The organism is Streptomyces sp. 378 (assembly GCF_030124145.1).
In the GTDB taxonomy this organism is placed as follows: Bacteria; Actinomycetota; Actinomycetes; order Streptomycetales; family Streptomycetaceae; genus Streptomyces.
The window spans coordinates 56,986-70,047 of record NZ_JASKMS010000039.1; the positions used below are offsets into that span (position 1 = coordinate 56,986).

Consider the following 13,062-nt stretch of genomic DNA (forward strand, 5'->3'; position numbering starts at 1 on the left):
CCGACCGTGTCGGGTACGTGTCCTTACTAGGCCTACCCGCTTTCCCGAGCCCACCGCAAGTGCGTTCTGTGGGCATATGTCCGTTTGTGTGTAGTTGTTCGGGTGTCGAAGCGTGCGGGGAAGGCGTAGTGTTCGAGGGCGTCAGCAACCAGACTCGACGTCGGGAGAGAGAGACGGCATGGACCGCGGGACGGTCGGCAGCGCACAGTCTGGCCGGCTTCTGGTGGAGGTGCGGGAAGAGGGCTCTAGTGCCGTCGTGACCCCGGCGGGTGAGTTGGATCACCACACCGCCGATCTGTTGCGTGAGCCCCTCGAGGACTGCCTCGCCAAGGGATTCAAGCGCCTGGTCATCGATTGCGCGCGCCTGGAGTTCTGTGACTCCACGGGCCTCAACGTGCTCCTCGGGGCGCGGCTGAAGGCGGAGGCGGCCGGTGGCGGCGTCTCGCTCGCCGGCATGCAGCCGGTGGTGGCCCGCGTGTTCGAGATCACGGGCGCGGACGCGGTCTTCAGCGTCCACGACTCGCTCGAGGCGGCCCTGGCCGACGAGTCGGGCTGATCGGCGGTGCGTCGGTGTGCGGTGCGTCGGTGTGCGGTGCCTCGGACATCCCCCTGTGACCGGTGTCCCGGCCCTGTCGCGCGTTTCGTGCGGAATACATGGGTGTTCCCTCGGTCCGCCAGGGCAAGAGACATCCTGAACGTGTCGGTCGCCAGGGCGGCGGGGGCGCCGCGAAGCCGACGCGCCGCGCGCTGCGCGACTGGCGGTGTAGTGAACTTTTTGAATTGTGAACTGGTGAATCGGTGAGGTGAAGCGCTGATGAGCACCACCCGGCCTTACCCGCCGGGCGACCGCGGGCCGGAGCCCAGCGGCGCTTCCGGGGCGTCCGAGGGTGGCGTGGCGGCGACCGGTACGTCCGGCGAGGGCGTGGGCACGCCGTCCGGGACGGCATCGCCGGGGGGCCGGCAGGTGCGCCGGCTGAGTTTCGAGGGCGAGAGCGGTGTGGTGCCGCTGGCGCGCGACTTCACCCGCCAGGCGCTGTACGCGTGGGGCTGGCTTCCGGCCGCCTCCGCGGACCGGCGCGCCGCGGCCGAGGATGTGCTGCTGGTCGTCTCCGAGCTGGTCACCAATGCCTGCCTGCACGCCGAAGGGCCGGACCAGCTGCGGATCACCTGCGACAACAAGGTGATCCGTGTCGAGGTCGCCGACCGCGGCACCGGCCAGCCCGCACCCCGCACCCCGCACCGCGCGGGACGCCCGGGCGGCCATGGCATGTTCATCGTCCAGCGCCTGTGCCTGGACTGGGGCGTCGTCCGCGCACCGGGCGCCTCCGGCAAGACGGTGTGGGCGGAACTGGGCGCACCGGCCTGATTCCGGGCGTTCTCGCCTGATCCGTGGCGCGTCGGCCTCATCCCGACGCCTTCACCTGACCGTGCCACGCCCGCCTGTTCCCGGGCGCCTTCGCCTGGTCCGTGGTGCGGTGGCGCACCGGCCTGATCCCGGAGGTCCTCGCCTGGTCCGTGCCGCCCGCCTGTTCCCGGGCGCCTTCGCCTGGTCCGTGGTGCGGTGGCGCACTGGCCTGATCCCGGAGGTCCTCGCCTGGTCCGTGGTGCGCCCGCCTGCCCCCGGACGCCTTCGCCTGGTCCATGCCGCGCCCGCCTGGTCCCGGGTGGCCCTCACCTAATCCGTGACGCGCCCGCCTGGTCCCTGGCGCGCCCCTGATCGCTGTCCCGAAGCAAGCCGGTGTGACCAGGACCGGCGCGCGCGCCCGTGTGATCTCGGGTCGACCTGCCCGATTTCGGGCATGCGTGCCACGCCTCGGACAGCCTCCACCCCTTCCAGAGGCGTTTAACCGATCCTGCGCGTACTTGCCTGATCTTGTGCATATACGTCGGGTTCGTCGCTCAAGTGAGCGCCCCGGATGCGTCCGAACGGGTGATCGCCCCGTGCGGATCCGGCGTGCCCTGTGTCTTCCTTCCTCAAGGCCCCGGGCGTACCTTGACGGCCTTATCTGATACGCCGTCAGGAACAGGAAGGGGAGCGGCACCGTGTCGTACCGGAAACGAACCGCCGCACTCGCGTCCGCCGCGGCCCTGGCCGGCTCGGTGGTGTGGATGGCCGCCCCCGCCGCCCGGGCCGAGGTCGTCGACGTCAACTACCAGTGCAAGACGCCGATCGGCGACAAGAGCGCCGTCTCGCCCATCGACATCAAGGCCGTCGAGAGCGGCGGCGGCTACCGGGTCACCATGTCCTGGCAGAAGGGCGTCTCCTCCAGCCCGGTCGAACTGGGCAAGGGCGCCATGACGCCCAGCGCCACCATCACCCTGGGCGGCGCCGACAGCGGCACCCTCTCGGTGACGGGCCCCGCCAACGACGCCGCGATCCCGGCCAACACGCCCATCAAGATCAGCGACCTGAGCGGCACCTACACACCGGAGAAGAGCGGCGAGGTCACCTTCACGGCGGGTGTGCTCACCATCAAGGCGCTCGGCACGACCACCACGTGCACCCCGACGAACGACCCGGGACCATCCCTCACCCTCGACGTCACGGCCGCGAGCGGCGGCGGTACCACCGGCTCCGCTCAGGGTTCCGGTTCCGGCCCGGACACCGGGGCCGGGCTTCCGCAGACCGGGCCGGAGGACTCGGCCGTCGCCCTCGGCACCCTCGGCGGCACGGTCCTGCTGGTCGGCGCGGCGGGGGCCCTGTGGCTGTCGCGGCGTCACCAGGGGGCCCGGGCAGGGCGCTGAGCCCGCGTCCCCCGTCTCTCCCGACAGGCGCCGATGTCCCGGTCCGCTTCGGAACGCCGATGTGACGCCTACCCCGACGCCACCCCCGCCCCCGCCCCCGACGCCGTACGCCCGCACCGTACGACCGCCGCTGGAGCCGCCGATGCCGCCCGCCGTCCGTCTTCCGAACGGGGCGCTGCCCCTGCTGCTGGCGCTGCTGCTGGTCCTGGCGGGCGCCGGCCCCGGCGCGGCGGCGGACCGGCCCGTCGTCGAGCTGTCCGAGTCCGAGGCGGGGACGGGCGGTTCGGTCATCGTCACCGGCAGCGGCTGGCGGCCGCGTGCCCTGCTGACGCTGCTGGTGTGCGGGCAGGCCGAGCCGGAGCGGGGCGTGACCGGCGGCACCAACTCCTGTGCCAACGGCGACGGTCGGACCGTCACCACCGGCGCCGACGGCCGCTTCCGCCGCGAACTGCCCGTCGTGGAGCCGCCGGTGCCGTGCCCCTGCGTGGTGCACGTGGCGAGCGTGACGGGAGCCGGGGCCGAGGCCGACGCGGCCCTCCGGGTCGCCGGGCACGCCGTCGAGCCGATGCCCGCCGAAGCGGCCGGCGGACGGCTGTCCCTGCTCGCCGACGCCCGCCTGCGCGGCTCCGGCGGGCTGCTCACCTGGTTCGGCTCCCCGCCCTCGCGGACCCTCGTGGTCACCGTCGGCAACGTCGGCACCTCCCCCGTGAAGAACCCGGTCTTCCAGGTCGGCACCTCACACGGCGTGTTCGCCCCCGAGTGGCAGGACCAGCGGTGGCGCGGCACGATCCGGCCGGGCGGGAAGGCCCGCATCGAACTGCCCGTGGAACTCGCGCCCGGGGCGCACGGCGACTACACCGTGTCGCTGAAGTACGGCGGCAAGGTGCTGGCCGAACACCCCTGGGGCGTGGGGCGTCCCTGGGGCGTGACCCTGTTCTGGGTCCTCGTCCTGCTGGTCGTGCCGGCGGCCCTGTTCCGCGCGGCCCTGGCCGTGATCGACCATGTACGGCCACGCCGCCCCGGCCACGCCGCCCGCCCGGCCCGCCGCCTGCGGCCGTCGGCGCCCCGCAGGGCGGCGGCCCGGCCCCGGTTCACCCCCGACGCCGACCGGCCGGGCCCGGGAAGGCCATGAAGAAGGGCCGCCGCACCCGCCGGGGGTGCGACGGCCCGACGTCAGGGTCCGGGGACCGGCGTCAGGGTCCGGCGTCAGCGGACCTCGCCCATCATGGCCTTGACCTTCTTGCGGTACATGTACACCGCGAAGCCGGCGACCACGGCGAGCGCCGCCTCCATCGCCACGAAGCCCGCCCTGTCGAGGTTGACCCCGCCGACGGCCGGATTGGACAGCAGCGCGGTGACGGAGTCGCCCGCGGTGACGGCGAGGAACCAGACACCCATCATCTGCGACGCGTACTTCGCGGGCGCCATCTTCGTCGTCACGGACAGACCCACCGGCGACAGCGTCAGCTCACCCACGGTCTGCAGGAAGTAGATCGCGACCAGCCACATCGCCGCGGCCTTGTGACCGCCCTCGGCGATCGACAGCGGGGCGAGGAAGAGGAAGAAGGACGCACCCACCAGCACCAGGCCGGAGGCGAACTTCACGATGGTGCTCGGCTCCTTGCCGCGCCGGTTCAGCCACAGCCACAGCCAGGCGAAGACCGGCGCCAGCGCCATGATCAGGACCGGGTTGACCGACTGGTACCACGAGACCGGGAACTCCCAGCCGAAGATCGTGTTGTCGGCCTTCTCCTTGGCGAACAGCGACAGGGTCGAGCCGCCCTGGTCGTAGATCATCCAGAAGACGGCGGCCGCGACGAAGAACCAGATGTACGCCGACACCTTCGAGCGCTCGCCGGAGTCCAGGTCCTTGTCGCGCATGATGCGGGAGATGACCAGGACCGGCACGATCAGGCCGAGGAGGGTGAGCGGGATCAGCGCCCAGTTCAGGGTGAAGTGGCCGGTGCCGCCGACCAGACCGTAGAAGACCACGGCGACGGCCAGCCAGATCAGGCCCTTGCGCAGGGTGGACGCCTTCTCGGCGGGCGTCAGCGGGGTCGGGACCTCGCTGCTGCGGGCGTTCAGGTGGCGGCTGCCGAGCAGGAACTGCACGAGACCCAGCGCCATGCCGAGCGCGGCCAGCGCGAAGCCCAGGTGCCAGTTGACGCTCTCACCGACGGTGCCGATGACCAGCGGCGCGATGAACGCGCCGAGGTTGATGCCGATGTAGAAGACCGTGAAGCCACCGTCGCGGCGCGGGTCGTCCGGGCCGTCGTAGAGGTGGCCGACCATCGTCGAGATGTTGGCCTTCAGCAGACCGGAACCGACGGCCACGAGACCCAGGCCGACATAGAAGCTCGCCGCCGCGGGCAGCGCCAGGCACAGGTGGCCGAGCATGATGACCACGCCCGCGACGGCGACCGTCTTGCGGGGGCCGAGCACACGGTCGGCGAACCAGCCGCCGGGCAGGGTGAGCAGGTACACGAGCGACAGGTAGACGGCGTAGATGGCCGTCGCCGTGCCCGCGCTCAGGTGCAGGCCACCCGGGGCCACCAGGTACAGCGGGAGCAGGGCCCTCATGCCGTAGTAGGAGAAGCGCTCCCACATCTCGGTTATGAACAGAGTGGCCAGTCCGCGGGGGTGGCCGAAGAAGGTCTTCTCGGCACCGGGGGTGCCCGGTCGGGCCGAGTCCTTCGTCAGGCTGGACGCCATGGTCGTTCCTTGCTGCTCGGGACGCGCCCCGCGGCAGCGGTGGTGCGCCCGGTGGGGGGCTGCCGGCACCGGTGGGTACGGCCGTCCGTCCGACGCCTACGGGGGCCGCTCCGGGTCACGAAGCGGTGGGCGGTCGCCACCGGGATCCACGCCTCTGCGCGCGTCACCGCACTACGAGGCCCGGCCACAGGTCGTTTCACGTGGGGGACCGGCGGGAACCGGCCCGCACACAAAAGAGACCCTCAGGGCAAACGGCCTCTGAAGGTCGCCATGGTGCTACAGGCGTTGAATCACCATACGGCAGGACACCGCCGGACATGGAAGGGCTTGAGACACGGATCACAGGTGGCGGAGGAACCGTGCACCCTGTTTCCAAGGTCCTTACCAGGATCGCACCCCACAGGCAGAGGTTCGGGCGGCTACCCCCAGAACGTAAGAACCGCGTATGCCCACGGTAAGATCAAGGATTCCGGTCACACCCCGGCTCAGGGCGTCGCAGGTCTACCATCACCTCATGACCCGTGTACTGCTCGCCGAGGACGACGCGTCCATCTCGGAGCCCCTGGCCCGCGCCCTGCGCCGGGAGGGCTACGAGGTCGAGGTCCGCGAGGACGGACCCTCCGCTCTCGACGCCGGACTGCAGGGCGGCGTCGACCTGGTCGTGCTCGACCTCGGTCTGCCCGGCATGGACGGTCTGGAAGTGGCCCGGCGCCTGCGCGGCGAAGGCCATGCCATCCCGATCCTCATCCTGACCGCGCGCGCCGACGAGGTGGACACCGTCGTCGGGCTCGACGCGGGCGCCGACGACTACGTCACGAAGCCGTTCCGGCTCGCCGAACTGCTCGCCCGGGTGCGGGCCCTGCTCCGGCGCGGCGCCTCCGAGCCGCAGCAGCCGCCCGCCACGCACGGCGTGCGCATCGACGTCGAGTCGCACCGCGCCTGGATGGGCGAGGAGGAGCTCCAGCTCACCGCGAAGGAGTTCGACCTGCTGCGGGTGCTGGTGCGGGACGCGGGCCGGGTCGTCACCCGCGACCAGTTGATGCGGGAGGTCTGGGACACGACCTGGTGGTCGTCGACCAAGACCCTCGACATGCACATCTCCTGGCTGCGCAAGAAGCTCGGCGACGACGCCGCCAACCCCCGCTACATCGCCACCGTGCGCGGTGTGGGCTTCCGTTTCGAGAAGAGCTGAGCCGCGGGGCCGGGCTCGGGTAACAGGACATGCGCCGCCGACTGATCCAGTCCACGCTCGCCGTGGTGCTCGTCGTGATCGCCGTCTTCGGCGTCTCCCTCGTCATCGTCGAGACCCGGACCATCAGCAACAGCGCCCAGGAGCGGGTGGAGTCCGAGGCGGTCCGGCTGGCCAGCATCGTCGACAGCCGGCTCTTCGGGGCACAGCAGGTCGACGCGGAGGTGCTGCGCAAGCAGGTCACCCAGGGCCGCTACTACGCGGTGATCCGCATCCCCGGGGAGTCGCCCATCGAGGTCGGCACGAAGCCCGTCGGGGACGTCATCAGCGCCACCGCGCCCGGTGAGGAGGGCGAGACGGTCACCGTCCAGGAGCCGCGCTCCTCGGTGACCCGCGAGGTCGGCCGGACCCTGCTGATCATCGCGCTGGTCGCGCTGCTGGCGGTGGTGGCCGCGGTGCTGCTGGCGGTCCGCCAGGCGAACCGGCTGGCCTCGCCGCTGACCGACCTCGCGGAGACGGCCGAGCGGCTCGGCTCGGGCGATCCGCGGCCCCGGCACAAGCGGTACGGGGTGCCCGAGCTGGACCGGGTGGCGGACGTGCTGGACGGCTCCGCCGAGCGCATCGCCCGCATGCTGACCGCCGAACGCCGACTGGCCGCGGACGCCTCCCATCAGCTGCGCACGCCGCTCACGGCGCTGTCGATGCGGCTGGAGGAGATCACCCTCACCGACGACCTGGAGACGGTGAAGGAGGAGGCGACGATCGCGCTGGCGCAGGTCGAGCGGCTCACGGACGTCGTGGAACGGCTGCTGACGAACTCCCGCGATCCGCGCACCGGCTCCGCCGTCTCCTTCGACCTCGACGACGTCATCCAGCAGCAGCTCGCCGAGTGGCGGCCGGCGTACCGCAGCGCGGGACGGGCGATCGTCAGCTCCGGCAAACGGCATCTGCGCGCGGTGGGCACGCCGGGCGCGGTCGCGCAGGTCCTGGCCGCGCTGATCGAGAACTCCCTCATGCACGGCGGCGGCACGGTGGCCCTGCGCACCCGGGTCACCGGCAACCAGGCGGTGATCGAGGTCACGGACGAGGGCCCCGGCGTCCCCGCCGAACTCGGCGCCCGGATCTTCGAACGGGCGATCAGCGGCCGCAACTCCACCGGCATCGGTCTGGCGGTCGCCCGCGACCTCGCGGAAGCCGACGGAGGCCGCCTGGAGATGCTGCAGACCAAACCCCCGGTCTTCGGCCTGTTCCTCTCCCGCACCCCCCTGAGCAAGTCCCTGGACGACGGGGAACCGATGGTCCGCTAGTGCCGCACCCCGCCGGCTCTGTCGGTCCGGGCGCCCGCAGGGCTACGGCACCTGCTGCTTCGGCTTCGGGGGGCTGGGCGGCTCGTCGCGCAGGAGCGGCCCCGCGGGCACCGGCGTCTGGGTGGGAAGCGCGCGGAAGACCCAGGAGCGGTAGGACCAGAACCGGAACAGCGTCGCGATGCCGATGCCCAGGAACTTGAAGACGTTGTTCTGCAGCGGGGTGTCCCAGCCGAAGCCGTACGTCGCCGTGTACAGGACGCCGTTCTCGATGACCAGGCCGATCGCGCTGAACAGCAGGAACAGGGTCATCTCACGGGTACGGCGGCTCTTGTCGCGGTCGCGGTACGTGAAGTAGCGGAAACCGACGTAGTTGAAGACGATCGCCACGACGGTCGCGATGACGCTCGCCCGCACCACCGGGAGGTCGGTGGTGTGCCGGACCAGGTTGAAGACGACGAGGTTGACCAGCACTCCGGCCCCGCCCACCGCGCCGAACTTGGCGACCTCGCGAACGGTCCGCCGGAGCCGAGAGGCACCATGTCCCATGGTCATGCGGGCCCCCGTCCGTTTGTCGGCGTCAACCCAGCCATGCTAACCACCCGACCGCGCGATCTTCCTGCGGACGCCGGTGGACGGCCGCAGACGCTCCGGGCACGACCAGGGAGGGGCGGGAAACCGGCCACTGCGGCGCGGCCGATACCCTGGGGGAGTGACGTTCCCGGTAGTCGGCATGGTCGGCGGTGGCCAGCTCGCTCGTATGACACACGAGGCGGGCATCCCGCTGGGCATCAGGTTCAAGCTCCTCAGTGACACCCCGCAGGACTCCGCTGCGCAGGTCGTGAGCGATGTCGTCGTCGGCGACTATCGCGACCTCGACACGCTGCGCCAGTTCGCCCGCGGGTGCGATGTGATCACCTTCGATCACGAACACGTGCCCACCGAGCACCTCAGGGCCCTGGAGGCGGACGGCATCCCCGTGCGCCCCGGCCCCGACGCGCTCGTGCACGCCCAGGACAAGGGGGTGATGCGCGCGAAGCTCGACGCGATCGGTGTGCCGTGCCCACGGCACCGGATCGTGAGCGACCCGCGGGACGTGGCCGCCTTCGCCGCTGAGGGCGAGGGTTTCCCCGTCGTCCTCAAGACCGTCCGCGGCGGCTACGACGGCAAGGGCGTGTGGGTCGTCGCCTCCGCCGAGGAGGCCGCCGAGCCGTTCAAGGCCGGTGTCCCCGTGCTCGCCGAGGAGAAGGTCGACTTCCTGCGCGAGCTCGCCGCCAATGTCGTGCGCTCCCCGCACGGCCAGGCCGTGGCCTACCCGGTGGTGGAGTCCCGCCAGGTCAACGGCGTCTGCGACACGGTCGTCGCCCCGGCGCCCGACCTCGACGAGGCCCTCGCCCTGGAGGCCTCGGAGATGGCGCTGAACATCGCCAAGGAGCTCGACGTCGTCGGGCACCTCGCGGTCGAGCTGTTCCAGACCCGCGACGGCCGCATCCTCGTCAACGAGCTCGCGATGCGCCCGCACAACTCCGGCCACTGGTCCATGGACGGCGCCGTCACCAGCCAGTTCGCCAACCATGTGCGAGCCGTCCTGGACCTGCCCCTCGGCGACCCGCGTCCGCGCGCCCGGTGGACGGTCATGGTCAACGTCCTCGGCGGTGACTACCCGGACATGTACTCCGCGTACCTGCACTGCATGGCCCGCGACCCCCAGCTGAAGATCCACATGTACGGCAAGGACGTGAAGCCCGGCCGCAAGGTCGGTCACGTCAACACCTACGGCGACGACCTGGACGACGTGCTGGAGCGCGCCCGTCACGCTGCCGGCTACCTGAGAGGCACCATCACCGAATGAGCCCTGTTGTTGGCATCGTCATGGGGTCGGACTCCGACTGGCCCGTCATGGAGGCCGCCGCCCAGGCCCTCGACGAGTTCGAGATCGCCTACGAGGTCGACGTCGTCTCCGCGCACCGCATGCCGCGCGAGATGGTCGCCTACGGCGAGCAGGCCGACGCCCGCGGGCTCAAGGTGATCATCGCGGGGGCGGGCGGTGCCGCCCATCTGCCCGGCATGCTGGCCTCCGTCACCCCGCTGCCGGTCATCGGCGTGCCCGTGCCGCTGAAGTACCTCGACGGCATGGACAGCCTCCTGTCCATCGTGCAGATGCCGGCCGGCGTCCCGGTCGCCACGGTCTCCGTGGCCGGGGCCCGCAACGCCGGTCTGCTCGCGGCCCGCATCCTCGCCGCGCACGACGAGGAGCTGCGCGTCCGCATGCGCGAGTTCCAGCAGGAGCTCAACGACCAGGCAACCGAGAAGGGCAAGCGCCTGCGCTCCAAGGTCGAGGGTGCGGCCGGCTTCGGCTTCGGCGCGGGGAAGTGACGACGGTGACCTCCCAGGAGGCGGCCCGGGAACTCCTGCGTGAGTTCCCGGTCGCCGACGGCCACAACGACCTGCCCTGGGCCCTGCGCGCGCAGGTCCGCTACGACCTCGACGCCCGCGACATCGCCGCCGACCAGAGCGCCCATCTGCACACCGACATCCCCCGGCTGCGCGCGGGCGGGGTCGGCGCGCAGTACTGGTCGGTCTACGTCCGCACCGACTCCCCCTCCCCGGTCGCGGACACACTCGAACAGATCGACTGCGTACGGCAGTTGCTGACCAGGCACCCCGAGGACCTGCGTCCCGCGCTGACCGCCGCCGACATGGAGGCCGCGCGCGCGGAGGGCCGCATCGCCTCCCTCATGGGCGCGGAGGGCGGCCACTCGATCGCCAACTCCCTGGGCACGCTGCGCGGCTTGTACGAGCTCGGCGTGCGCTACCTCACGCTCACCCACAACGACAACGTCGACTGGGCCGACTCGGCGACCGACGAGCCGGAGGCCGGTGGCCTCACCGCGTTCGGCCGCGAGGTCGTCCGCGAGATGAACCGGCTCGGCATGCTCGTGGACCTCTCCCACGTCGCCGCGACGACCATGCGGGACGCGCTGGACGCGAGCTCCGCCCCGGTGATCTTCTCCCACTCCTCCGCGCGGGCCGTCTGCGACCACCCGCGCAACATCCCGGACGACGTGCTGGAGCGGCTGCCCGCCAACGGTGGTGTCGCGATGGTGACGTTCGTGCCGAAGTTCGTGCTCCAGGCGGCCGTGGACTGGACGGCCGCGGCCGACGAGAACATGCGGGCCCACGGCTTCCACCCCCTCGACACCACCGCGCCGGCCATGAAGGTGCACCGCGCCTTCGAGGAGCGCCGTCCGCGCCCGGTCGCCACGGTGTCGACGGTCGCCGACCACCTGGACCACATGCGGGAGACGGCCGGCATCGACCACCTCGGCATCGGCGGCGACTACGACGGCACGGCCTTCACCCCCGACGGCCTCGCCGACGTCGCCGGCTACCCGAACCTCCTCGCGGAACTGCTCGACCGCGGCTGGTCCAAGGCCGATCTGGCCAAGCTGACCTGGAAGAACGCGGTCCGCGTCCTGGACGCGGCGGAGGGCGTGGCCCGAGGGCTTCAGGCGACGCGCTCGCCGTCCAACGCCACGATCGAGTCGCTGGACGCGCCCGCAGGCTGAGTGGGGCCGGGCGGGGTGGCCGGGGAGCCGGTCGCCCCGCCCCGCCACGAGCACCGGACCCGCCTCCCGCTCAGCGGCGCACCGGTCCGCTGCCGCGCCACGAGGACGCCCGCGCACGAGGCCGGCGTCGTACTCCGAACGCCCCGCCCACCAGGAACCGCTCTGCGCTCCGTGCGACGGTGACCGTACCTCACGAACGAGCGTACGGAGCCGCCATGGCAGACCTCCAGGACGACCTGCGCCCCACCGCCGCGACCGCCGGCGAGTTCGACGAGCTGGCCGAGCCGTACCCCGATGAGGGCCTGGTCACGGCGGAGTCCTACGAGCCCGTTTCCGACCCGGACGACGCACCCATGACCCGGGCCCGCGCCATCCTCGCCGCGCACCCGGTGGCCGACGGCTACAACGGGCTGCCCTGGGCGCTCAAGCGCCTGTCCTGGTACGACCTGGAGGAGGGCGAGAGCACCGTCGACACGGACGTGCCCCGGCTGCGCGGCGGCCATGTGGGCGCGCTGTTCTGGTCGTTGCACCTGCCCGAGGGCCTGGACGGCGACCGGGCCGTCGGCGCCACCCTGGAGCAACTGGACCTGGCGAAGACCGTCGCCCGGACCTGCGAGGAGGGCCTGCGGCCGGTCTCTACGGCCGGACAGGTCGCGAACGCCCGCAACTGCGGCCGCGTCGCCGTGCTCTTCGGCCCCGCCGGGGCGCCCGCCCTGGGCGACTCGCTGGGCATCCTGCGTCAGCTGCACCTGCTGGGCCTGCGCGCCCTGACGCTGACCGGTGTGTCCTGGGCGAGTGACGCGGGGCTGACCCGGTTCGGCGAGGCGGTCGTGCGGGAGATGAACCGGCTCGGCGTGATCGTGGACCTCTCCGGCGCGTCCGCCCCGACCGTCCGCCGCGTCCTGAGCCTGTCCCGGGCGCCCGTGCTGTGCAGCCGCTCCGCCGCGCGGGCCCTGCGCCCCCACCCCGTCAACCTCCCCGACGACCTTCTGGCGGAGCTGGGCGCGGCCAAGGGACTGTGTCTGGTGCCGCTGACGGCCGAGCAGACCGGACCGACCGTCCGCGATGTCGCCGACCACCTCGACCACATCCGGGCCGTGGCCGGAGCGCACTGCGTCGGACTGTCCGGCACGTACGACACCGGGGCCGCCCACCCGCAGGAGCTCGGCGACACGTCCTGCTACCCCAGGCTCGTCGCCGAACTGCTGCGACGCGGCTGGGAGGAGGCGGACCTGGCCCAGCTGACCTGGGGCAACGTCCAGCGGGTCCTGCGGGGTGCCGACTTCACAGCCCGCGCCGCCCAGCAGCGCCGTGAACCCTCGACGGCGACGATCTCGGAGCTGGACGGCTAGGCCGCTTCTGATGGATCTCCGTGGGAGAAGGAGCGGCGTTCGGTGCGTGCTCTGGGGGTCTCCCCTGCTCGAAGAGCTTGGGGGAGTGCCGCCTGGAAGCCCTCGTAGCGGAGCTACTTGGGCCTTCGCGCGGTGCGGCGGTGGGGGCCCCTCCCGTTCGAGCGAAGCCGAGAACGGGGGAGCGTGCCGGG

Annotated in this window: 12 protein-coding genes; 10 read left to right on the plus strand and 2 right to left on the minus strand. The window is 71.9% G+C overall.

All coding sequences use genetic code 11. The features are described from left to right. Positions 1 to 178 precede the first annotated feature (178 nt). From QNO09_RS35220 to QNO09_RS35235, 4 genes are all read left to right on the plus strand, one after another. Entirely contained in the window at positions 179 to 556 is a 378-nt protein-coding gene (locus tag QNO09_RS35220) for an STAS domain-containing protein (RefSeq protein ID WP_031102780.1), read from the plus strand. Positions 557 to 814: 258 nt separating this feature from the next. Beyond that, positions 815 to 1,366, plus strand: a complete 552-nt coding sequence (locus QNO09_RS35225; RefSeq protein WP_283974302.1) for an ATP-binding protein — start codon at positions 815 to 817, stop codon at positions 1,364 to 1,366. A 677-nt stretch (positions 1,367 to 2,043) separates the two neighbouring features. Beyond that, complete coding sequence (locus tag QNO09_RS35230) at positions 2,044 to 2,745, plus strand: LPXTG cell wall anchor domain-containing protein (protein ID WP_283974303.1); 702 nt, start codon at positions 2,044 to 2,046, stop codon at positions 2,743 to 2,745. 142 nt (positions 2,746 to 2,887) lie between these two features. After that, positions 2,888 to 3,877: a hypothetical protein gene (locus QNO09_RS35235; protein ID WP_283974304.1), complete on the plus strand. Its 990-nt coding sequence runs from the start codon at positions 2,888 to 2,890 to the stop codon at positions 3,875 to 3,877. A gap of 74 nt (positions 3,878 to 3,951) precedes the next feature. Here the strand turns inward: QNO09_RS35235 and QNO09_RS35240 are convergent, their stop codons facing one another. Then, a complete protein-coding gene (locus QNO09_RS35240; RefSeq protein WP_283974305.1) occupies positions 3,952 to 5,457 on the minus strand; it encodes a peptide MFS transporter in 1,506 nt (501 codons plus the stop codon). A 514-nt stretch (positions 5,458 to 5,971) separates the two neighbouring features. On the opposite strand from QNO09_RS35240, the gene QNO09_RS35245 reads away from it, so the two are divergent. Both QNO09_RS35245 and QNO09_RS35250 read left to right on the plus strand, forming a co-directional pair. After that, a complete protein-coding gene (locus tag QNO09_RS35245) occupies positions 5,972 to 6,649 on the plus strand; it encodes a response regulator transcription factor (protein WP_283974306.1) in 678 nt (225 codons plus the stop codon). A 29-nt stretch (positions 6,650 to 6,678) separates the two neighbouring features. After that, complete coding sequence (locus QNO09_RS35250; protein WP_283974307.1) at positions 6,679 to 7,953, plus strand: sensor histidine kinase; 1,275 nt, start codon at positions 6,679 to 6,681, stop codon at positions 7,951 to 7,953. Positions 7,954 to 7,995: 42 nt separating this feature from the next. Here the strand turns inward: QNO09_RS35250 and QNO09_RS35255 are convergent, their stop codons facing one another. Next, positions 7,996 to 8,499 carry a GtrA family protein gene (locus tag QNO09_RS35255; protein ID WP_283974316.1) on the minus strand — a complete coding sequence of 168 codons (504 nt, stop codon included), beginning with the start codon at positions 8,497 to 8,499 and terminating at the stop codon, positions 7,996 to 7,998. A 163-nt stretch (positions 8,500 to 8,662) separates the two neighbouring features. Here QNO09_RS35255 and QNO09_RS35260 point away from each other — a divergent pair, with 163 nt between their 5' ends. From QNO09_RS35260 to QNO09_RS35275, 4 genes are all read left to right on the plus strand, one after another. After that, entirely contained in the window at positions 8,663 to 9,802 is a 1,140-nt protein-coding gene (locus tag QNO09_RS35260) for a 5-(carboxyamino)imidazole ribonucleotide synthase (RefSeq protein WP_283974308.1), read from the plus strand. A 20-nt stretch (positions 9,803 to 9,822) separates the two neighbouring features. After that, on the plus strand, positions 9,823 to 10,326 hold the full coding sequence (gene purE / locus QNO09_RS35265; RefSeq protein ID WP_451521478.1) for a 5-(carboxyamino)imidazole ribonucleotide mutase: 504 nt from the start codon (positions 9,823 to 9,825) through the stop codon (positions 10,324 to 10,326). 5 nt (positions 10,327 to 10,331) lie between these two features. After that, a complete protein-coding gene (locus tag QNO09_RS35270) occupies positions 10,332 to 11,519 on the plus strand; it encodes a dipeptidase (protein WP_283974310.1) in 1,188 nt (395 codons plus the stop codon). Between the two features lie 215 nt (positions 11,520 to 11,734). Next, entirely contained in the window at positions 11,735 to 12,871 is a 1,137-nt protein-coding gene (locus QNO09_RS35275; RefSeq protein ID WP_283974311.1) for a dipeptidase, read from the plus strand. Positions 12,872 to 13,062 lie beyond the last annotated feature (191 nt).